The organism is Nocardia sp. NBC_01009 (assembly GCF_045208035.1).
GTDB lineage: Bacteria > Actinomycetota > Actinomycetes > Mycobacteriales > Mycobacteriaceae > Nocardia.
Genome location: NZ_CP108695.1, coordinates 7,465,045 through 7,485,948 on the forward strand (window position 1 = coordinate 7,465,045; position 20,904 = coordinate 7,485,948).

The following is a 20,904-nucleotide window of genomic DNA, read 5'->3' on the forward strand; positions in this document are numbered from 1 at the left end:
GACGCGCTCGCGGACCGGAATGTATCGCTGGATGTGGTGGCGCGCAGACATGAACTCAGTGCGGCGTGTAGCGCCAGACGCCGAGCATGGTCTGTGGATCGAGCGGCTCCGCGGCCGTGTGCACCGTCTCGTGCAATCGCCGCAGCGCCGTCTCGGTGGGCAGCCCCGCGCCGATGAGTACCAACTGGGTGGTGCGCGGCTCGCCGCGGCGCCAGGTGTCCGGTTCGAACACGATGTGGTTGCCCACCATGTGCAGGACGAACTTCCGGCGCTCCGCGGCGACGCCGAACGCGGCGAAGCCCTTCGCGCGGAACAGGCCGGGTGGCGGGTCCTCCAGGAATCCGATGAGGCGGCGGGGGTCCAGTTCCCGTTCGCTGGTGAAGCTCACACTGGTGTAGTCGTCGTGTAGGTGCCGGTGGTCGTCGTGCGCGTCGTGGTCGTGGTCGTGGTCGAGAAGCAGCTCGTCGAAGCTCAATTGCTCGGCGACGCGCGGTGCTTCGCGCATCGGCTCGTCGAACAGCAGCCCGGGATCTATGCGGCCGTGGGTGGTCGCGTACACCGGCACGTGCCCGATCTGCTCGGCGATCTCCTGCCGCAACTGCTCCAAGTCCGCCCGTGGCACCCGATCGGCTTTGTTGACCACGACCAGATCGGCGAGCCGCAGATGTGCGGCGAGCTCGGGGTGTTGTGCCCGGCTGGCCGGAAACTGTTCGGCATCGACGACCTCGACGAGCCCGCCGTACCGGATACGCGGGTTCTCACTGCCGACCACCATCCGAATGAGGTTGCGCGGTTCGGCGAGACCACTGGCCTCGACCACGATCACATCGATCCGGGCGCGCGGCTCCGCCAGCCGGGTGAACAGTTCGTCGAGCTCGCTGACGTCCACCGCACAGCAGACACATCCGTTGCCGAGTGACACCATCGCGTCGACCTGTCCGGCGACCAACATCGAATCGATATTGATGGCGCCGAAGTCGTTGACCACCACGCCGATCCGCGTGCCCCGGTTGTTGCGCAGCAGGTGGTTGAGCAGCGTCGTCTTCCCGGATCCGAGGAATCCGGCGACGATCAGAACTGGAATCCGGTCAGCCACCCGGCCCACCTTAGTGCGCGCCCGCGACACATCACCGCACGACCGAACGCCACCCCCGGCAAGTGGCGGGGGTGGCGTTCGGCTGCGGTATGCGGACTATTTGGACGGGCCGAGCAGCACGCTGGCCAGGGTGTAGGCCAGGTTGATCAGCTCCGAGGTGACCGCCGTGTTGTCCATACCGAGCGACCTGGCCAGCGGGAGCAACATCTGCATGACCGTGCCGACGAGCCCTCTCAACGAGGTGGTCGCACCTGGCGCTGTCTTGCCGGGCGCGGTGCCCTGCGCTTGTGGCGCAGTCGGTGACTGCGGCGATGTCTGCGACTGCGGCGAATCAGGAACGGCCTGTGGTGCGTTCGGCACAAGTGCGGGCCGTATCTTCCGTACCCTTGGGTTGGCCTGAGCCTGCGGCGCGGCCTGAGCCTGCGGTGCGGCCTGAGCCTGCGGTGCGGCCTGAGCCTGCGGTGCGGCCTGAGCCTGCGGTGCGGCCTGAGCCTGCGGTGCGGCCTGAGCCTGCGGTGCGGCCTGAGCCTGCGGTGCGGCCTGAGCCTGCGGTGCGGCCTGAGCCTGCGGCGCGGCCTGAGCCTGCGGCGCGGCCTGAGCCTGCGGCGCGGCCTGAGCCTGCGGCGCGGCCTGAGCCTGCGGCGCAGCCTGAGCCTGCGGCGCAGCCTGAGCCTGCGGCGCAGCCTGAGCCTGCGGCGCAGCTTGAGCCTGCGGCGCAGCTTGAGCCTGCGGCGCAGCTTGAGCCTGCGGCGCAGCTTGAGCCTGCGGCGCAGCTTGAGCCTGCGGCGCAGCCTGAGCCTGCGGCGCAGCCTGAGCCTGCGGCGCAGCCTGAGCCTGCGGCGCAGCCTGAGCCTGCGGCGCAGCCTGAGCCTGCGGCGCAGCCTGAGCCTGCGGCGCAGCCTGAGCCTGCGGCGCAGCCTGAGCCTGCGGTGCAGCTTGAGCCTGCGGCGCGGCCTGCGGCACCGCTTGGACCTTCGGCGCGGACTGCACGTGCGGCGTGCTCGGCGAGAGCACCGCGGCCGGACGGTCGACGGCCGAACCGGTCTGCCCCACCGGCGACGGCGCACCGAGCAGATAGCCGACCAATCCGGTGGTGATGGTGATGGCGTGCTTCAGCTGCCCGTCCGAACTCTCCAGCAGCGCAGCGTCTTCGGTATTGCCGCCGTTGCCCATCTCGACGAACACATCGGGCACCGTGGTCAGCGCGGGACCCGCCACGTCCGCGCGGGTCTGCAGACCGTCCTGCACACCCGCGTAGGCGGCGGAGGGGAAACCCTCCTTCAAGTACGCGTCGCGCACCGACTTCGAGGCTGCCCGACCCGGGCCCGCCTGGACTTGATCCGCCTTCGCGTCGGGAATCGGCAACTCCGGAATGATGACGTGGAAGCCACGGAACTGCGCGGGGGCGCTGTCGGCGTGGATGCTCACCGCGACATTGGCACCGGATTGATTGGCGGCCTTTGCCCGTTCGTCGACACAGCCGCCCCAACCGGTGTCGTCCTGACGGCTGAGCACCACCCGCGCGCCGAGACTCTCCAGCGAGGTTTTCACCAGCTGCGCCACGTTCCAGTTGATGGTGTGCTCAGGTATGCCGTTCACCGTGGTCATGCCGGTGGTCTGGCAATCCTTGGTGCCGCCGCGGCCGTTGTCCACCTGCCGCGCCAAGTTTTCCGAGTGATTCGACCCCTGATGGCCCGGGTCGAGGAATACCGTCTTGCCTGCGAGCTTGCTGGCCATTTCCGGTGACGCCGGATCGGCGTGTGCGGTGACCGGGACCAGCCCGGAGAGCGTCACTGCCACCGCCGCTGTGACGGCGCTGCAGAAACCGGCCTTGATGATGCTTGGCTTCATGTTCGGTCGGCGCTCCGGAATGGAGCGCCCCTCCCTTCCCACTAGTAACACCAAACCCAGTGGTTAACTCTTGCAACGCCAGCGCCAGCAAAGCAAGCTCCGTTACCGAAATGTGACCATCGCAGCAGGCAATCGTGCCTGATCAGACCGCCGCAACCAGGCCGTGCCGCGACCGCGAGAACCCGCGCAGCGCCCGCTCAGGCACCGATCGGCAACCGCCGCAGCGAACGCAAGGCATAGTGCACCCGAGTCTTCACGGTGCCGACCGGTACGCCGATGTCGTCGGCCACATCCTGATACGCCCGGTCGCGCAGGATCACCTCCACCACCGCCTCACGTTGCGACTCGGGCAGCCGCGCGAGCAATTGCGCAACCAGCAGCCCATCGACAATGCCCTCGGAGAAGTCGGGGTCGGCGTAGCGGATATCGCTGAGCTCCGCGACCTCGTCCCATCCGGTGTCGCCGGGACGGGCCGCGCGGGCACGGCCGATATCGATCATCACGTTGCGCTGGATCGCCAGCAGCCAGGTGCGAACAGTGCCTTTACCCGCGTCGAACTGGGCACACGAACGCCACGCCCGCAGCAGCGTCTCCTGGACGGCCTGTTCGGCAAGGCCGGAGTCGCCGAGTCCACGCATCGCCCGCCAGTGCAGCAGCGCTCGATCCGCGGTCAATACCGTGGCAATGCCGTCATTCGTACACAGCCGCGCACAACGGTCCCCACAGACGGGACGCCGGTCCGCGATACCGGTAACCGGCCGAATACTTCTCATACAACAGATATCGCGGCGACAACGCCGGGTGACAACGCCCGTCGCATGTGGATTCCGCGCAATTCCGCCCGTCACCGGGTGATACGCAGGATGTTGTCGCCGTGATGGAAATCTCCGATTCAGCCGAAATCCATCACCGACTCTGGTAGATCTTGCCCGGGAGATTCGGGGATCCCCGCAGGTCAGCTGCTCACGGGCGGCAAGAGCACGATTCGAGGAGAAATCGCCATGCGTGCAAGCACGCTCATGATCGCGGGAGCCATGGCCTCTGCGGTGACACTGCTGGGCTCGGGCACCGCCGCCGCCGCCCCAGCCAGCACCATGCCCGGGGACGGCCTCTACCTGGTCGGCATCGACATTCTTCCCGGCATCTGGGAGGCCCCCGGCACCCCGGACCAGGCCAACGGCTGCGATTGGCGGCGGTTGCGCAAGGTGGAGGGCGACAACACCGACCAGCACTACATCATCAACAACGACTTCACCCGGCTCACGCCGGTGCGCGCCGAGATCAAAGCTACCGACGTCGCCTTCAAGACCGTGAGCTGCGGCCCATGGCGCATGCTGCCCCAGCCGGCACGGACCGGTTCGTTCGGCGGCTGAACCAGCGCGACCGATCGACTGCCTATCGACTCGTCTGGCTAGGGTCGGCATCCATGACGAGGAGCAAGATTCTGATCACCGGCGCGAGCGCCGGGCTCGGCGCGGCGATGGCGCGGGACTTCGCGGCCAAGGGACGCAACATGGCACTGTGCGCGCGGCGAGTCGACGCGCTGGAGTCGTTGCGCGACGAGCTCGTCGCGGCACATCCAGGGATTACAGTCGCGGTCCGCGCGTTGGATGTCGATGATCACGCTGCGGTGCCGCGGGTGTTCGGCGAGCTGCGCGATGAACTCGGCGGCCTCGACCGGGTGATCGTGAATGCGGGCATCGGCAAGGGCGCGGTGATCGGCAGCGGGCGCGCCGACGCCAATCTCGCCACCGCGACAACGAATTTCGTCAGCGCGCTCGCCCAGACCGAGGCGGCGCTCGAAATCTTCCGCGCGCAGAACTCCGGGCACCTGGTGCTGGTGTCTTCGATGAGCGCGGTGCGCGGGCTCCCGGGAAAGAAGGCCGCCTACTCGGCGAGCAAGGCCGGACTGGCGGCGCTCGGCGAGGCGCTCGTGGTGGACCTGGCGAAATCACCGATCGCCGTGACGACCCTGCTGCCCGGTTTCATCGCCACCGACATGGCCGCCAAAGCGGGCGATGCACGGATGGTGGCGCCACTGGACAAGGGTGTCGCGGCGATGGTGAGCGCGATCGAGCGAGAAAGGACCCGGGCCTGCGTGCCGGGATGGCCGTGGCGCCTGATCGATCTGGTGCTGCCACGTCTGCCGGGTTCAGTGGTCGCTCGAATCGGCTGAACTCCTCCGATACGCCGATGCCCGGCGGGTGACGCCCACTCCCCCCGTCAGCCGCCGGGCATCGGCGTTGGTGTCACATACCCCCTGACCTGCAAGGCACGGTGATGTCGTAATCCCGCCGGAAATCGTCGGCCGCGATCGCTGAACTGGATCGCATGTCCACCGTCCTGGTCTCCCCCGAACCCCACACCATGGCAATCCGATCGCCGTTGCTGCGCTGGCTCGCGGTCCTCGCCGTCATGCTCGGCATCTTCTCGATCGTCACGACCGAGATCCTGCCGATCGGATTGCTGACCTCGATCGGCGCCGACTTCACCATCTCCGACGGCATGGCCGGGCTGATGATGACCATGCCCGGCCTGCTCGCCGCCGTGGCCGCGCCCCTGATCACCGTGGCGGCGGCGCGCATCGACCGCAAGCTGCTGTTGTGCGCCTGCACGCTCATGCTGGTGCTGGCCAATGCCGTCGCCGCGATTGCGCCCGACTTCTGGCTCGTGTTGGTCTCCCGGGTGCTGATCGGCATCACGATCGGCGGGTACTGGTCGATCGCGGCCGGGCTGGCTGGACGACTGGTGCCACCGGAGTCGGCTGCCCGCGCAACGGCGGTGATCTTCTCATCGGTTCCGCTGGGTTCAGTGCTCGGCGTGCCCGCGGGCACCCTCGTCGGCAGCCTCGCCGGCTGGCGCGCGGCATTCGTGGTGCTGGGCATCCTGTCGGCCGGAGTGCTGTTGTTGCTGCTGATCGCCTTGCCACCGCTTCCTGCCGTCCAGGCCGTTCGCCTGTCGACATTGCGGGCCGGGCTCCATGGCAGCGGCATTCGATCCACCCTGCTGGCAACATTTTTCGTGGTACTGGCGCAGTTCGGCACCTACACCTACGTGACGCCGTTTCTGGAACAGGTCACCGGTGTCGGTGCGGCCACCATCACGATGCTGCTGCTGATCTACGGCGTCGCGGGCATCCTCGGCAACTTCCTCGGCGGCGCGCTGGTCGCCCGCCGCCCACGCACCACGCTCGGTGGTGCGGCGACGCTGATGGCCTGTGCGACGCTGGCGCTGCCGCTGCTGGGGCGATGGGAAATAGGTGCGGCACTACTGCTGATCCTCTGGGGTATCGGGTACGGCGCGGTGCCGGTGGCCTTGCAGACCTGGTTTGCCGCCGCGGTGCACAGCACAGCGGAAGTGTCCTCGGTGCTGTTCACCGCTTCTTTCCAGGCGACATTCTCCCTCGGCGCGCTGGTCGGCGGTGTGATCGTGGACCGCACCACACCGTCGACGGTGATGCTGCTCGGCGGTGCGACCGCCCTGCTCGTGCTCGTCATTACCTCAGGGGTAATCGACGTAAGACGGACCCATCGGGCAAGCTGAGAACCATGATCGATGAGACGGGCACCAAGCTTTTCCATCAGTCCATGCCGTTCACCGAACGGCTGGGGGTCGAAGTGCTCGAGCATGGGCCGGGGCTGGTGCGCAGTCGGATCGCATGGGACGAGTCGCTGTGCACGCTGGGCGGTGTGCTGCACGGCGGTGTGCTGATGTCGCTGGCGGACTCGACCGCCGCGGTGTGCGCATTCCTCAATCTGCCCGAGGGCAAGCAGGGGACGACGACCGTCGAGTCGAAGACGAACTTCCTGCGGGCCGTGCGATCCGGTCATGCGATCGCCTCCGCACGGCCGCTGCACGCGGGGCGTTCGTTCATCGTGGTCGAGACCGAAATCCACGATGCCGCAGACAAACTCGTCGCGAAGGTGACGCAGACCCAAGCGGTTCTGTGATCGGTGCCGCGGGCCGACGCCCGCGGCCTACTTCACCAGCGTGAACTGCATGACGTCGATATTCCCCTTACGGAAGCACACCGCACACCCGGTGAGGTACTTCATATACCGCTCGTAGACCTCCTCCGACGCGATCCGCACCGCATCGTCGTGCCGGTGTCGTAGCGCTTGCGCCCACAGGTCGAGGGTGCGCGCATAGTGCAGCCGTAGCGCATCGATCCGCTCGGTGCCGAGCCCGGCCCGGCCTGCGAACCGGGTCACCTCGGGGGCCTGCGGCAACTGCCCGCCGGGGAAGATGTGTCGCTTGACGAAGATCTGGAACAGCGCATCCTCCCGCGTCACCGGAATCTTCATGCGCCGCAGGTCGGCAAGGGTGTGCCCGATGATGGTGTGCAGCAGCATCCGGCCGTCGGGCGGCAGCATTCGATGGCACACCTCGAAGAACGCCGGATACCGCTCGCGGCGGAAATGTTCGAACGCGCCGATGCTGACGATCCGGTCGGCGTTGCCCTCGAATTCCTCCCAGCCCTGCAGCCGAATCTCCACGTCCGCGAGGCCCCGCCGGTCGATCTCCGATCGGACATGCTCGAACTGGTTGCGGCTCAGCGTGAGCCCGACGACCTTCGCGCCGTACTGCTGCGCCGCACGAAACATCGTTGCGCCCCAGCCACATCCGACGTCGAGCAGCGTCATGCCGGGTTCCAGGCCCAGCTTGCCGAGCGCGAGGTCGATCTTGGCGAGCTGGGCCTGCTCGAGCGTCAGGTCGTCGCGCTCGAAATACGCACAGCTGTAGGTCATCGATCGGTCGAGAAACAGCTGGTAGAACTCGTCGGACACGTCGTAGTGCGCCTGAACTTGCTGGTAGAACGGTTTGAGGTCGGTCATCGCGCATCTCCTTCCAGCTCCGGTCACAGACTAAAGCGCAACACACCGTCGAGCCGTTCTCAGAATTCGGCGAAAGTTGTGAATCCGTGCCCGAGCCGACCACCGCGGCCGCCTTCCGTAGCCAGGCTGTGACCTTGATCAATTGCGCACAGACGTTCGAGCGTGTACTGTCGCCGGTGTCTCTGCGGTGGATGTAGGAGTACCTCCCACCGAGACATTTTGAGATTCCTTTTCCGTATCGGCCCATTCGGCCGCCTCGAAATCGTTTCCCTCGGAAGCAAGCGATCTTCCTCGCAGCGTGCATTCGACCGCTGCCTGTTACGGCCGTTCGCCGTACCCACACACACCATTCAGAAAGAAACACCATGAACAACAACACTTTTGCACCCGACGGGATCGCGGTGAGCGAGCCCGGACAGCAGCAACAACGCCCCGTGCGCGGCATCCTCGACATCGTCGAGGACCGCAACGCCGCCCTGCGTGTGGACGGCTACCTGTCTGGACCACGCGATATCCACGTCCCGCCCCGACTGATCCGCGAATACGGTTTGCGCCGTGGCGATTTCATCATCGGCACCGCTCAGCCCGGCACGCGCGGTGACAAACTCGACCCGCTGCACCTGATCGAGACGGTCAACGGGCAGGACCCGCGTCGCGCACAATCTCGGCCGGACTTCGCCGATCTGGTCCCGATCTATCCGAATCAGCGCCTGCGCCTCGAGACCGAACCGCATGCCATGACAACCAGGGTCACCGACCTCGTCATGCCCATCGGCAAGGGGCAGCGCGCACTCGTCGTCGCACCGCCGAAGGCGGGCAAAACCTCTGTGCTGCAAGCCATCGCGCACGGCATCGCGAAGAACCATCCGGAGTGCGAACTGATGCTGGTGCTGGTCGGCGAGCGTCCCGAGGAGGTCACCGACCTGACCAGGTCGGTGCCCGCCGAGGTCGCCGCCGCCACCTTCGACCGCGCGCCCCGCGAGCACATCGCGCTCGCCGAACTCGCCATCGAACGAGCCAAACGGCTGGTCGAGATGGGCCGTGACGTGGTCGTCCTGCTCGACTCGCTGACCCGCCTCGCCCGCGCCTACAACAACGCCGCCCCGTCCTCGGGCCGCGTACTCTCCGGCGGCGTCGACGCCACCGCACTCGCTCCGCCGAAACGATTCCTCGGTGCGGCGCGCAATATCGAGCACGGCGGCTCGCTCACCATCATTGCCACCGCCCTGGTGGAAACCGGATCGCTGGCCGACACGGTGATCTTCGAGGAATACAAGGGCACCGGCAACGCCGAACTGAAACTGGACCGCGCCACCGCAGGCCGCCGCGTCTTTCCCGCCATCGATATCGCCCAGTCCAGCACCCGCAAGGACGAATTGCTGCTCACTCCAACGGAATTGACGGCCACCCATCTGCTGCGCAGGACACTCACCGCGGTAGACGGCCAGCAGGCCATCGATCTGCTGCTGGAAGGCTTACGCAAGGCCCCGACCAACGCCGAGTTCCTCACTCAGCTCAACACTCCCCGCCGCTGACGGACGCTTTTAAGGCTCCTTTAAGCGCATGTCAAGCCCCCCGAGGCATTGTTTGTCTCAGCCCGGTCGGGCCTGCATTCGGAGGGGGATGCAGGGACGACCGGGCGTTTACGTTCCGACCCGCGACTGCACGCCGGTCCGCTCCGCCGCGCGAGCCACAGGCCAGACGCGGGCCAGGTCGAGCAAGTGCCGTAGCTCGGTGTCGAAGTCTTGGGCGGTCAGTAGTGGCCGCCGTGCACTTCCCGAATGCTCCGCTGTGAGCCCACTTCGCCTGGCGTGCACCGCATGTGCAAGACGGTGGGCGTACTGGATCGGCTCCGACTCCGATCCGGACTCGCAGGTGCGCGCGAAGTTCGCGGCGGCGAGATGCGGCCCGAGGTGCATCAGGGCATCGCGTATCTCGACGGTCATGCGGAGCAGGCGAGCATCGGCATTCCTCGACGTATCCATAGCCGAGGACAGCACGATCTCCGGCACGGCCGCGGTGAGATCGCGCCACAATGGTTGCAGCCGACGGCAGGCTCGCGCTGCAGGATCCAGGCCCGACCTCGCGATCAGCAGAATGACCAACGGGACGGCGGTCAACGTGGCGTAATACGCGACGCACAGGGTGACTGCCGCCTCGATCCGCGGCATTTGCGGACCCAGGGCAGGCCATCCGGTGCTCGCTTGGGCGATCGAGACCGCCTCGGTGAGCCACATGTATATGACGCCGACACCCAAGGCATAACCGATGACGGACGCCCGCGCGGACAGATCGCCGCGCCGAAGCTCGCGGATGCCTGCCCGGAAGAACACGAAGGTGTTGATCGTCAGCGGAATCCCGAACGCGTATCCGACGGCAATGCCCTCCCCGTCCATGCGCAGGTCCAGCAATCGGCCGTCATGGCGTGCGGAGGTCCCGGCCAGCAGTATCACGACGGCGGCGGCGACCGCGACGCCACTGTAGAAGCGTTGACGCCGCCATACGGTGCTCGGATCGCCGCCGGTATCGCCGAACTTGCCGATACCGTGCAGGTTCGTCATCGCGAGAAGAACGCAGCCGAGCGCCAGCTGATTCGCCAGACTGGCGATCTGGGGCGTTATGGTGCAGCGGTACAGCAGCAGCCCGGCGAGGCTCCACAGGAACGTGCGATTCATCAGCCGATCGACGATCGTTTCCCGGACGAACAACAGCCGACCCACCAGAACAGCGGTGACGTAACCGATCACCGGCCAGGCAACGAATCCGGTGACCGGAATCCACATCGTTGTACCTCCCGGTCCAGCGGAACTGATGCTCGTGCAGAATACCGACCACACCGCTCTGCGCGTTCGGGGAAACCCGGGCAATCCGGTCCGCGGACGCGAAAGATTTTCCGGCGGCGATGACAATACCGCTGGTCCAGTCTCATTGAGCCGCACATTGTTCCGAATCCTGCCGCTGCGGGAACCATTGGCCGCCCGGACGCGTCAGACGAACATGGACATCCACGCCTACCTCACCAAGGCCAGCACGCCGGTGGATCCCACCGAGGCCGAGCGCATCGCCGATCACTATCTATCCGGCGATGACGATGCCCAGCGGGGCATCACGAACCTGCTCACCGAATTCGACTGTTGCTACACCGTTGTCGCGATCTTCCCGCCGGCACCCGGGACCGACCCGCACACGCCCCCGCTGCCACCCGCCATCGGCGGCTCGGTCAGCGTCATCGACAAGTCGACCGGCGCCGTCTCCTACTGGCCGAGCTACCCGACAGATCTCGTCGCCGAGCAGTACGCCGAGGTGCTGCGCACCGGCCGGCTGATCATCGAGCCGGACTGGCCCGCGGAGGATGACATCGATCGGCCGGAGGACGAGTAGGCGCGTGTACCCCGAACCTGGTCAGGTATTGCACTTCTCCGAGGATCCGACGATTCGTTCCGCGCAGCACGGCGACACCCCAACCCGAAGCGTGCGTGAAGAACTGGGTGAAACAAGCCGATATCGAAGACGGACACCCTCCGGGCGCCACCCGCGACGAATCGGCCGAGCTGCGCGAAGCACGCATGCGGATCCGACAGCTGGAGCGAGAAGCCGAGGTCATGCGCCGCCCGGTCGCCTACTTCTCGCGCGACGTCAACCCAAAATGAGCTACCCGCTGGGCCTCGACCTGGTCGCCGACGGTTTTCCCGTCGCGGTGACCTGCCGGGTACTCGGTTTCTCCATCCAAGCATTCTATGAGTGGAAGAAACACCCTGTCTCACAACGTGATTGGGATGACGCGCATCTGATCAACGTCGCCTACGGCATCCATGCCGACGACCCGGCGTTCGGTTACCGGTTCATCGCCGACGAACTGCCCGCTCGCGGCATCCGCGCGGGCGGGAACCGCGTCGCCAGATTATGTTCACAGCCAGCGCAGCTCCTCAAATGCGGATGACAGGAATTGAACCTGCAACCACTCGACTCCCAGAGAACTTGATGTCGCCCTGGGGTGTCCGACTGATCGTTTCCCGTCCAGGCCTCTTCAACGTCAGGCTCGATTTGCCCAGTCCGCCTTATCCCGGCCTGTCTTAGCAAGCTCCAGGCACATGAGATATGCCTCGCGGCCGACTGGAGAAAGAGGACGAGGTTCTCTCATTACGCGTGCGGTCCGGCACTTAAGAGGCGCAACTGACGCAGTCGATGAGAGGGCCGCGATGGTTGAGTGTCGGCGCCTCGGCATCCGCCGCCGGTCAGTCCGCCCAAGTCCAGGTAGCCGACGGGATGACTTGCGTCCAAGGCAACCGTCAACATAAGCACGGCCTCGTTTGTTCGGTTCCTAGTCGGTCCTGAACCTCGCCTACGCTGGCATCGACGCCCGGCGACAGCAACCAGCACGGACCGGTCAACCAGTTGCTAAGATTAGAAATCAATATTGATGCTGAGACAGGGAGGGGAGGACGTCATGGCGGATTCGCGTCAGCCGCTCTATCGGATGAAAGCCGACTTCTTCAAAACGCTCGGCCATCCCGCACGGATTCGGGTGCTGGAGCTACTCAGTGAGCGTGATTATGCGGTCTCGGAGATGTTGCCCGAGGTCGGTATCGAGGCGGCCAACCTGTCGCAGCAGCTGGCGATCCTGCGCCGCACCGGACTGGTCACTGCCCGTCGTGAGGGGTTGTCGGTGTCCTATGCCCTGACCTCGCCGCGTGTCGCGGAGCTGTTGACGGTGGCACGAGCCATCCTCACCGGCGTCGTCGCCGGGCAAGCCGAACTGCTCGAAGAGCTGCCCGAACCCGCGCTGATCACCGAGCCGACCGGCTGACTGACTGACTGATGGTCAGGTCGTAACTGGGACAAGCGAAATCCGCGCTGCTATGAACACCTGGTAGTCGCCCGGCCGACGTTCGCGCCCGGCAGCATCTACCACCATCCGCGACGGCGACTTGGCGCTGACCGCGGTGCGTTTGGCCGAGGGCCCGGTCACCGCCGAGGTTGCGCGGCAGCCGGACGGCACATGCTGTGGGCGATCGACCGACCGTATCTGCTGCGGCAGCTCAGCGCCTTGGGGTGGCCAGGTCTGGCTCTCAATTCTCGCGGGTCGGACTCACTCGCGCCGGTTGATGATGGGTCGACCGGCCGTCGGGTAGGTAGCGTCGTGCATGGTCGATCGCTTCTCGGGTGTTGGTGAACAACACCTGCGCGCCACCGGTCGGCAGCGCACCGATGGCTGATAGTCGGCGTCGATGGCCGGCGCGCAGCCCGGACAGCAGCACCGAAATGTGGCGGTGCTCGAGCTTGGCGATGACGTCCTTGAGTACCAGCGCGCCGGTGGTGTCCAGGGCGGTGACCTCGGACATGCGCAGGATGACGACTTTGACGTCGGCGACCTCGGCCAGCTCCAGCAGGAACCGGTGCGCGGCGGCGAAAAACAGCGGCCCCTCGATGCGGTAGGCGACGATGTGGTCGCGCAGCAGTTCATGCTCCTCTGCGAGATGGTCGCTGTCATCCAAGGGCACCTGCTCGAGGCGTGCCTCACAGGCCACCGACCGCAACGCGAGCACGATCGCGAACCCGACGCCGACCACTACTGCCGTGACCAGGTCCAGTGCGACGGTGACGCCGAAGGTCGCGACCATGATGAGTGCGTCGCCCCGCGACGCGCGGGCGATCGCGGTCAGCGACGCCGTTTCCACCATCCGCACCGTGGTCGCAAGCAGCACACCGGCGAGCGCAGCGAGGGGGATGTCGGCGACCAGTGGCGCGGCCAGGTAGATGATCGCAGCGAGGACCACCGCGTGGGTGAGCGCGGCCAGCCGGGTACGCGCACCTGAGCGAACGTTAACCGCGGTGCGAGCGATCGCGCCGGTTGCGGGCACTCCGCCGAATAGTGGCGCCGCGATGTTGGCCAGACCTTGACCGAGAAGTTCCCGGTCCGGATTGTGCCGGGTGCCCACGGCCATCGAGTCCGCCGCCGTCGCCGACAACAGCGATTCCAGGGCCGCCAGCGCGGCGACGGCCAGTGCGGGCATCACCAGCGGACCCAACTGGTCGAAGTGCACGAAGCCCAGCGAGGGCGCGGGCAGCCCCGATGGGATGGTCCCGATCCGTGCGAGATCCACTTCGAACACCCCGACCACCGCAGTAGCGGCGGCGACCGCGACGAGAGCGAACGGCAGCTTCGGTACATAGCGGCCGCCGATCAGCACGACGACCGCCACCACGAGCGTGGTCACCGGAGTTGCCGCGCCGGGATGTTCGAGATAGCGGCGCATGGCATCGAACGCCGTCTGCCACACCTTCTCACCCTCGGCGTCGGCGATGCCGAGAGCGGCCGGGAACTGTTGCAACGCAATCACAACCGCGATCCCTGCGGTGAATCCCTCGATCACCGGAGCCGGCATGTATCGCACCGACCTTCCGACACCGGCGAACGCGAGCACCACCAGCACGAGCCCGGCCATCAGGCCCACTGCCAGGACCCCGGTCGCGCCGTGCACCGCCACGATCGGCACGAGCACGACAGTCATCGCGCCGGTCGGCCCAGAGACCTGGAAGCGTGACCCGCCGAATACCGCGGCGACCACGCCTGCGACGACCGCAGTGGCCATACCGGCTGCCGCGCCGAGCCCGGAACTGATTCCGAAGCCGAGCGCGAGCGGCAGCGCCACCAGGGCGACGATCAGCCCGGCCGTGAGGTCCGCGCCGGGAGCGCGTACCGCGGGCTTCCATTCCGACCAGGTCGGCAGCAGGGTCGGCATGTTCAGCGGTTGCCGACGAGGCGCAGTTTCAGGGCCGCCAGCTGCTCGCGCAATTCCTCGGGCAGCCGGTTGCCGCCGATGGTGGCGTACCACTCGTCGATGGATCGGGTTTCGGCGATCCACTCCTCGGTATCGACCGTCAGCGCTGCGCCGACCATCGTGCGATCACGCTCGCTCAGACCGGTGAGGTCGAGAGCCTGCGCGGTCGGCACCCGCCCGATCGGTGTCCACTCGGCGGGCGCGGTGCCGTCGAGGCGCTCCAGTGCCCACTGCAGCACACGGACGTTGTCGCCGAACCCGGGCCACAGGAATTTACCGTCGGCGCTGCGTCGGAACCAGTTGACCTGGAAGATCTTCGGCAGTTTCGCCGGGTCTGCGCCAGCACCGAGCGACAGCCAGTGTGCGAAGTAGTCCCCGACGTGGTAACCGAGGAACGGCAGCATCGCCATCGGGTCGCGACGCACCACACCAACCTTGCCCGCCGCAGCAGCAGTGGTTTCCGAGGACAGGGTGGAGGCCATGAACACCCCATGCGCCCAGTCGAACGATTCCGCGATCAACGGCACTGTGGTGGCGCGACGACCACCGAAGAAGATCGCCGAGATCGGCACCCCGGTGGGGTCGTTCCATTCCGAAGCCACCGACGGGCACTGCTCGATCGGTGTGCAGTAACGCGAATTAGGGTGCGCCGCAGGCGTGCCCGACTCCGGTGTCCAGCTCTGCTGACGCCAGTCGGTCAGGTGCGCGGGCGGCTGCTCGGTCAGGCCCTCCCACCACACGTCACCGTCGTCGGTGAGCGCGGTGTTGGTGAAGATCGAGTTGCCGCGTTCGATGGTCGCGATCGCGTTCGGGTTGGTCTCGGCACCGGTGCCCGGTGCGACACCGAAGAAGCCGGCTTCCGGGTTCACCGCGTAGAGACGGCCATCGGCACCGAAGCGCATCCAGGCGATGTCGTCGCCGACCGTCTCGGCTTTCCATCCGGCCAGGGCCGGTTCGAGCATCGCCAGGTTGGTCTTGCCGCACGAGGACGGGAACGCCGCCGCAATGTAGTGCGTCTTTCCTTGCGGGGAGGTGAGTTTCAGGATCAGCATATGCTCGGCCAGCCACCCTTCATCGCGGCCGAGCACCGACGCGATCCGCAGCGCGAAACACTTCTTCCCCAGCAAAGCGTTACCGCCATAGCCGGAGCCGTAACTCCAGATAGTGCGCGACTCCGGAAAGTGTGCGATGTACTTCGTCTTGTCACACGGCCATGGCACGTCGGTCCCATCCGCGGCCAAGGGTGCGCCCACCGAGTGCAGGCAACGGACGAACTCGGTCTCGGCGTTGAGCTTGTCCCAGACCGGGGTTCCGGATCGGGTCATGATCTGCATCGAGACCGCGACGTACTCCGAATCGGTGATCTGCACACCGAATTTCGGCTCGGCCGCGTCCAACGTGCCCATACAGAACGCGATCACGTACATGGTCCGCCCCGACATCGCCCCGCGGTAGTGCTCGGTCATCACTGTGCGCATGTCCACCGGGTCGACCCAGTTGTTCGTCGGACCCGCGTCGTGCGAGGACTCCGAGCAGAGGAAGGTCCGGTCCTCCACCCGCGCCACATCATCGGGATCCGATACACACCAGAACGAATTCGGCTTACCGGTCAACGGAACGAACGTGCCCTTCGCGACGAGTTCCGCGGTGAGCTGGTCCCATTCCTGCCGGGATCCGTCGCACCAGACGATGTGATCGGGCGCAGTCAGCTCCGCAACCTCCTCGACCCAGGCAGTGATGCTCGAGTGATCGGCCGGGGAAAAGTGGGCCAGGGTGGACGCGGAGCGATCGGTCACGGGTGTTCTCCTTCTAACTCGCTAGGTAGCTAGTTTAGAAATTACGCAATCAGTTGGACAGTGGTGAGCTGAGTGATAATGCCCACCGGTGCCATCCCGCCGCCTGCAATCGACGCAGGCAGCAGATATATTGATTGCGCAGTTTAGCAATCAGGGAGAACCTTAGTTGATCGCAACAGTGCGCACCACCCCAGCCCGGCGGCCCGACGCTGCCTCGCCGAGCCTCCGCCCTCGTGTCATCACACGGCCTGCCGGAATGCCGCACCGATGACCGAACGCGTAACTCCGACCCTGACTCAGAGAATCGGCTACAGCTGCGGGCGGACGCTGCCCGCATCAATGACGCAGTGGGTGCGCGAGGACCTCACCGGGCGCGGTGCGACCCGCCGGTATCTGACGCGGATCTTGATCCCGATCATTCCGGTGCTCATGCTGTTCCTGCTGATGCCCGGACCAATCTGGATGGGCCTGGCCATGATGGCCCTGCTGTATCTGCCATTGATCTATTTCACGGTGGCGCTGAACAACGTCTACCGGCGCAACCGTCTGATCAAACACGGACTCGACCCCGAACTCGCCGACGCCAACGCAAAAAGCCGCGCCGAGGCCGAGCGCCTCGCCTACGAGCGCCGACACGGCCGCGCCTGATCGAATCGTCCGACCCACCGGCCGAGGCCGGCACAGGCAAGCCGTTCGGCGGCTGCAACACCGACTGCGGCACTGCCGTATCGTGCTGCGATTGCCCACACAGCACGCGCCCCACGGAAGAAGGACCATGCCCATCGCCACCCTCAACGGGATCCGACTCAACTACGACGTCACCGGGACAGGTCCGCTCGTCGTCTTGGTCATGGGAACCGGTAGCCCCGGTCGGGTCTGGCGAACCTATCAGGTGCCCGCGCTGGTCAAGGCCGGATTCCGGGTCGCAACGGTGGACAACCGAGGGATCGCGCCCTCCGATGAATGCGCCGGAGGCTTCGGCATCGACGATCTGGTCGCTGATACCGCCGCGCTGATCGAGCACCTCGGCGGCGGCCGCGCTCGCGTGGTCGGCCACTCGATGGGCGCCAGGGTGGTTCAGGAGTTGGCGCTCGCGCGTCCCGACCTTGTCGACAAAGCCGTCATGCTTGGAGCGGCCGGGCGCCCGCATCCGTTGGCGCGCACCCTCAACCTCGGCGAACAAGCGTTGCACGACCAAGGAATCCAGTTGCCCCCGCAGTACGCCGCGGCCATCAAGGCGATGCTGAACCTCTCGCCGCACACCCTGAAAGATGAAGCCAAGGCCCAGGAATGGCTGGACATCTTCGAGTTCACCACAGGCAAAACAGCACCGGGAGTCCGGGCGCAGATCGGCATGGACCGCTCCCGCGACCGCCTGCCCGATTACGCGCGAATCACCGCACCCAGCCTGGTGGTCGGATTCGCCGATGACCAGATGACACCGACCGCGTTCGGCCGAGAGGTCGCCGCCGCCATCCCCAGCGCCCGATACGTCGAGATCGAACGGTGCGGACACTACGGCTACCTGGAGCGACCGGACGAGGTCAATCGCGTGATCATCGAGTTCCTCACGGCCGCAAAATAACTCCCCCACGAAAAGACGACTCGATGACCGAACCACTGCCGCCGTGTCCCGCCTGCTTCAGCGAGTACACCTACCAAATGGGCGCCCAGCTGGTCTGCCCGGAGTGCGCCCACGAATGGGAGCCCGCAGCCGCACGCCGATAGCAACGTGGTCAAGGACGCTGTCGGCAACGTCCTTGCCGATGGCGACATCGTCACCGTGATCAAGAGCCTCGAGGTCAAGGGCAGCACGACAGGCATCAAAGCGGGCACCAAGGTCCGAAACATCCGCCTGGTCAACGGCATCGGCGACCACGAATTGGACTGCAAGGTCGACGGCATCGGCCCGATGCAACTCGAGTTCAGCGTGGTCAAGAAAGCCTGAAAGCCAACCGGATCCGCCGCTTCGGTTGCTGGGGAACCCGAGGATCCGAACGGTGTCGGCGCCCGATCTCGACTGCGAAAGTAACCCCGACTCAGCGCAATAGGTCGAACAGGCGGATCGCCGTTTCCATGGTGCTGTCGAAGGAATCGGTGACATACATCAGATCGACGAAGAAATCATCGAACGCAGTGTCATCGGCGACGCGGCGGATCGTCTCGGCGATCTGCTCGGTCGGCGTGCCCGCTCGAACATTGACTCGGAGGATCGTCTCGATGGTGGCCGGATCACGATCGGCCTGCTCCGCAGCCGTGTCGACGACGGTGCGCTGCTCACGCAGTCGCGACCCCCACTCCGGAGGGCCCGGCACCGGCACGACCGGCAACCAGCCGTCGGCGCGGCGACCGACACGCTCCAGACTGGCTGGAGTGAATCCTGCGAGATGAATCGGTGGCCGTGGACGCTGCACCGGCTTCAGCTCGGCGCGATGCTCCGGCACCGAGACCAGGCTGCCGGTGTAGCCTGCGGGATCGGTGGTCCAGATCGCCTCGAGCGCGTCGAGGGTCTCCTCGAGCCGAATTCCACGCTTGGTGAACGGCACACCGGCGGCGTCGTACTCCTCCGGTGACCACCCGATTCCGAAACCGGCCACCAGCCTGCCCCTGCTCGCCACGTCGATCGTTGTCAGCGAACGAGCAAGCAGCGCAGGGCGATGCAGCGGCGCGATCAGCACATTGGTGCCCAACCGCACGCGCTCGGTCGTCGTGGCCGCCATGCCGAGCAGCAGGAACGGATCGAGCACCGAATTGAACTCGTCCGGAATCGTGGGACCTCCGCCATAGCCGACCTTTGGATTCGTCGCCGCGATCAGCCGCTCACCGACCCACAGACTGTCCGCCCCGGCTCTCTCCATCTCCGCAGCGAACTCCGCCACCCGATAGCCCTCATGCGCATGCACGCCATGTTGCGGTATCGAAACACCAACCTTCATCCTCCCGTCCTACCAAACACCCACCACCACCCGATCACCCCGACATCAAAATCCGATCATCACGACGAACCGGACATGACGGAGGCATCGGCCGAGAGGCCACCGCATCATGTCTCGTTCGTGGTGCCTGCGGGTTATTCAGCTGGGATTGCCGGATGTGGTGGTCGAAGCGGCTGTCGAGGCGGGAGGCCGTGTACTTGTCAGGTTTGCGGTCGCGGCTGTAGCGACGATGGGTAGTTCGCCGCTGTCGGCATCGGGGACTTCGGTGCCACGCAACGAGGTTCCCGCGGTTTCGCGCAGGTATGTCCAGGCCAACAGGCCGATCAACGAGGCGCCGACCATGTATGCGGCCGGGAAAAGCGACCAGCCGGTGGCCTCGATGGCAGCTTCGTTGACCAGCGGGGCAGTGCCGCCGAATACTGCGGTGGAGACGTTGTAGCCCAAGGCGAATCCCGCGTAGCGAACGTGGGTGGGGAAGATCGCGGGGAAGGTCGAGCTGATGGTCGAGAGCTGCGGCACATACAGCAGACCGAGAACAATGAATCCCGCGATGGCCCAACCGGTTCCCTGTCCCATGAGCCAGTACATCGGGAGGGCGAACACGGCGAGACCGACCAACGAGAACAGCCACATCGGGCGACGGCCGACGCTGTCGGACAATCGGCCGAAGAACGGCAACACCGCCATCATCACGAGCTGACCGATCAGCATCATCGCCGTGGTGGCCGACTCCCCCATGCCGATGGTGTGTTGCAGATAGGTGGGCTGGTAGGTCAGCAGCGTGTAATTCACCACGTTGAGGGCGACGACGAGTCCCGCAAGAGTGAGCACCTCGCGCCGATAGGTGGTCACCAACTCGCGCAGGCCGCCCTTGGGGTGCGGCTGCTCGGCGACCTCGGTGAACACCGGGGATTCGTCGAGGTGCGAGCGCAGATACCAGCCGATCAGGCCGAGCGGCACCGCGAGCAGGAACGGCACGCGCCAGCCCCAGTCGTGCATCGCATCCGAGCCGAGGACGAGCTGACAGGCCAGCACCACCGCGGAGCCGCCGACGAACCCGCCGAGGGTGCCGAACTCCAGGAAGCTACCGAAGAAGCCCCGCTTCTTGTCGGTGCATGTTTCGGCCAGATACGTTGCCGCGCCGCCATATTCGCCGCCGGTGGAGAAGCCCTGCACGACGCGCAGCACGATGAGCAGGACCGGCGCAAACCAACCGATCTGTGCGTGCGTCGGCAGTAGGCCGATGGCGCCGGTCGCGGCAGCCATCAACAGAATGGTGGTGGCCAGCACCGCTTTTCGACCGAGCCGGTCACCGAGCGGGCCCCAGACCATGCCGCCCAGCGGACGCAGCACGAACGACACGGCGAAACCGAGCATGGTCCCCAGCGTGCCGAGGTCGCCGGGGAAGAACGCGTCGGTGAGGTAGGTGGCCGTCGCGGCGTACACGCCGTAGTCGAACCATTCGGTGGCATTGCCCATGGCAGAGGCGGCGACGGAACGCCATAACGGTACCGCCTCCGTTGCGCGATCGGTCATGTACGTCTCCTCTCCCGCCATCCCAGCGGACATCATTTCGTGACAGCCCACTCCGAATTTCAGAGTTTCAGC

At 66.0% G+C, this 20,904-nt stretch carries 17 protein-coding genes and 3 pseudogenes; 11 read left to right on the forward strand and 9 right to left on the reverse strand.

The window, feature by feature from the left end:
• Positions 1 to 55: 55 nt before the first annotated feature.
• The 3 genes from OHA42_RS33655 to OHA42_RS33665 all read right to left on the reverse strand — a co-directional run bounded on the left by OHA42_RS33655 (position 56) and on the right by OHA42_RS33665 (position 3,621).
• A complete protein-coding gene (locus tag OHA42_RS33655; protein WP_406231930.1) occupies positions 56 to 1,096 on the reverse strand; it encodes a CobW family GTP-binding protein in 1,041 nt (346 codons plus the stop codon).
• A 96-nt stretch (positions 1,097 to 1,192) separates the two neighbouring features.
• Positions 1,193 to 2,947 carry an N-acetylmuramoyl-L-alanine amidase gene (locus tag OHA42_RS33660; RefSeq protein ID WP_406231932.1) on the reverse strand — a complete coding sequence of 585 codons (1,755 nt, stop codon included), beginning with the start codon at positions 2,945 to 2,947 and terminating at the stop codon, positions 1,193 to 1,195.
• Between the two features lie 197 nt (positions 2,948 to 3,144).
• A complete protein-coding gene (locus tag OHA42_RS33665; RefSeq protein WP_406231934.1) occupies positions 3,145 to 3,621 on the reverse strand; it encodes a sigma-70 family RNA polymerase sigma factor in 477 nt (158 codons plus the stop codon).
• 327 nt (positions 3,622 to 3,948) lie between these two features.
• Between OHA42_RS33665 and OHA42_RS33670 the strand changes: the two genes are divergently transcribed.
• The 4 genes from OHA42_RS33670 to OHA42_RS33685 all read left to right on the forward strand — a co-directional run bounded on the left by OHA42_RS33670 (position 3,949) and on the right by OHA42_RS33685 (position 6,897).
• Positions 3,949 to 4,320, forward strand: coding sequence for a hypothetical protein (locus tag OHA42_RS33670; protein WP_406231936.1), 372 nt, complete (start codon positions 3,949 to 3,951; stop codon positions 4,318 to 4,320).
• Positions 4,321 to 4,373: 53 nt separating this feature from the next.
• Positions 4,374 to 5,123, forward strand: a complete 750-nt coding sequence (locus OHA42_RS33675) for an SDR family oxidoreductase (protein WP_406231938.1) — start codon at positions 4,374 to 4,376, stop codon at positions 5,121 to 5,123.
• Positions 5,124 to 5,278: 155 nt separating this feature from the next.
• The gene (locus OHA42_RS33680) at positions 5,279 to 6,490 is read left to right on the forward strand and encodes an MFS transporter (protein ID WP_406231939.1); all 1,212 of its coding nucleotides are present in this window, start codon (positions 5,279 to 5,281) and stop codon (positions 6,488 to 6,490) included.
• 5 nt (positions 6,491 to 6,495) lie between these two features.
• The gene (locus OHA42_RS33685; protein WP_328404537.1) at positions 6,496 to 6,897 is read left to right on the forward strand and encodes a PaaI family thioesterase; all 402 of its coding nucleotides are present in this window, start codon (positions 6,496 to 6,498) and stop codon (positions 6,895 to 6,897) included.
• A gap of 27 nt (positions 6,898 to 6,924) precedes the next feature.
• Here the strand turns inward: OHA42_RS33685 and OHA42_RS33690 are convergent, their stop codons facing one another.
• The gene (locus tag OHA42_RS33690) at positions 6,925 to 7,782 is read right to left on the reverse strand and encodes a cyclopropane mycolic acid synthase family methyltransferase (RefSeq protein WP_406231940.1); all 858 of its coding nucleotides are present in this window, start codon (positions 7,780 to 7,782) and stop codon (positions 6,925 to 6,927) included.
• Positions 7,783 to 8,210: 428 nt separating this feature from the next.
• Here OHA42_RS33690 and OHA42_RS33695 point away from each other — a divergent pair.
• Positions 8,211 to 9,317, forward strand: a pseudogene (locus tag OHA42_RS33695) (transcription termination factor Rho, short form); the annotation flags it as partial.
• 108 nt (positions 9,318 to 9,425) lie between these two features.
• Here OHA42_RS33695 and OHA42_RS33700 read toward each other — a convergent pair.
• Complete coding sequence (locus OHA42_RS33700; protein ID WP_406231941.1) at positions 9,426 to 10,565, reverse strand: MAB_1171c family putative transporter; 1,140 nt, start codon at positions 10,563 to 10,565, stop codon at positions 9,426 to 9,428.
• 145 nt (positions 10,566 to 10,710) lie between these two features.
• Between OHA42_RS33700 and OHA42_RS33705 the strand changes: the two genes are divergently transcribed.
• From OHA42_RS33705 to OHA42_RS33715, 3 genes and pseudogenes are all read left to right on the forward strand, one after another.
• On the forward strand, positions 10,711 to 11,163 hold the full coding sequence (locus OHA42_RS33705; RefSeq protein ID WP_406231943.1) for a hypothetical protein: 453 nt from the start codon (positions 10,711 to 10,713) through the stop codon (positions 11,161 to 11,163).
• A gap of 86 nt (positions 11,164 to 11,249) precedes the next feature.
• Positions 11,250 to 11,695: pseudogene (locus OHA42_RS33710) on the forward strand (IS3 family transposase); the annotation flags it as partial.
• Positions 11,696 to 12,229: 534 nt separating this feature from the next.
• On the forward strand, positions 12,230 to 12,589 hold the full coding sequence (locus OHA42_RS33715; RefSeq protein ID WP_406231945.1) for an ArsR/SmtB family transcription factor: 360 nt from the start codon (positions 12,230 to 12,232) through the stop codon (positions 12,587 to 12,589).
• 262 nt (positions 12,590 to 12,851) lie between these two features.
• Here OHA42_RS33715 and OHA42_RS33720 read toward each other — a convergent pair whose 3' ends face one another.
• A complete protein-coding gene (locus OHA42_RS33720; RefSeq protein WP_406231947.1) occupies positions 12,852 to 14,525 on the reverse strand; it encodes a SulP family inorganic anion transporter in 1,674 nt (557 codons plus the stop codon).
• 2 nt (positions 14,526 to 14,527) lie between these two features.
• The gene (locus OHA42_RS33725) at positions 14,528 to 16,336 is read right to left on the reverse strand and encodes a phosphoenolpyruvate carboxykinase (GTP) (protein WP_406239792.1); all 1,809 of its coding nucleotides are present in this window, start codon (positions 16,334 to 16,336) and stop codon (positions 14,528 to 14,530) included.
• A 291-nt stretch (positions 16,337 to 16,627) separates the two neighbouring features.
• Between OHA42_RS33725 and OHA42_RS33730 the strand changes: the two genes are divergently transcribed.
• From OHA42_RS33730 to OHA42_RS33740, 3 genes and pseudogenes are all read left to right on the forward strand, one after another.
• Positions 16,628 to 17,008, forward strand: coding sequence for a DUF5313 family protein (locus tag OHA42_RS33730; protein WP_406231949.1), 381 nt, complete (start codon positions 16,628 to 16,630; stop codon positions 17,006 to 17,008).
• A 127-nt stretch (positions 17,009 to 17,135) separates the two neighbouring features.
• On the forward strand, positions 17,136 to 17,945 hold the full coding sequence (locus OHA42_RS33735) for an alpha/beta fold hydrolase (RefSeq protein ID WP_406231951.1): 810 nt from the start codon (positions 17,136 to 17,138) through the stop codon (positions 17,943 to 17,945).
• A 23-nt stretch (positions 17,946 to 17,968) separates the two neighbouring features.
• A pseudogene (locus OHA42_RS33740) lies at positions 17,969 to 18,308 on the forward strand (zinc ribbon domain-containing protein YjdM).
• Between the two features lie 91 nt (positions 18,309 to 18,399).
• Here OHA42_RS33740 and OHA42_RS33745 read toward each other — a convergent pair.
• On the reverse strand, positions 18,400 to 19,296 hold the full coding sequence (locus OHA42_RS33745) for a TIGR03619 family F420-dependent LLM class oxidoreductase (RefSeq protein WP_406231953.1): 897 nt from the start codon (positions 19,294 to 19,296) through the stop codon (positions 18,400 to 18,402).
• Positions 19,297 to 19,434: 138 nt separating this feature from the next.
• Positions 19,435 to 20,832 (reverse strand): MFS transporter, encoded by a 1,398-nt coding sequence (locus OHA42_RS33750; protein WP_406231954.1) that lies wholly within the window; start codon positions 20,830 to 20,832, stop codon positions 19,435 to 19,437.
• Positions 20,833 to 20,904: the final 72 nt, after the last annotated feature.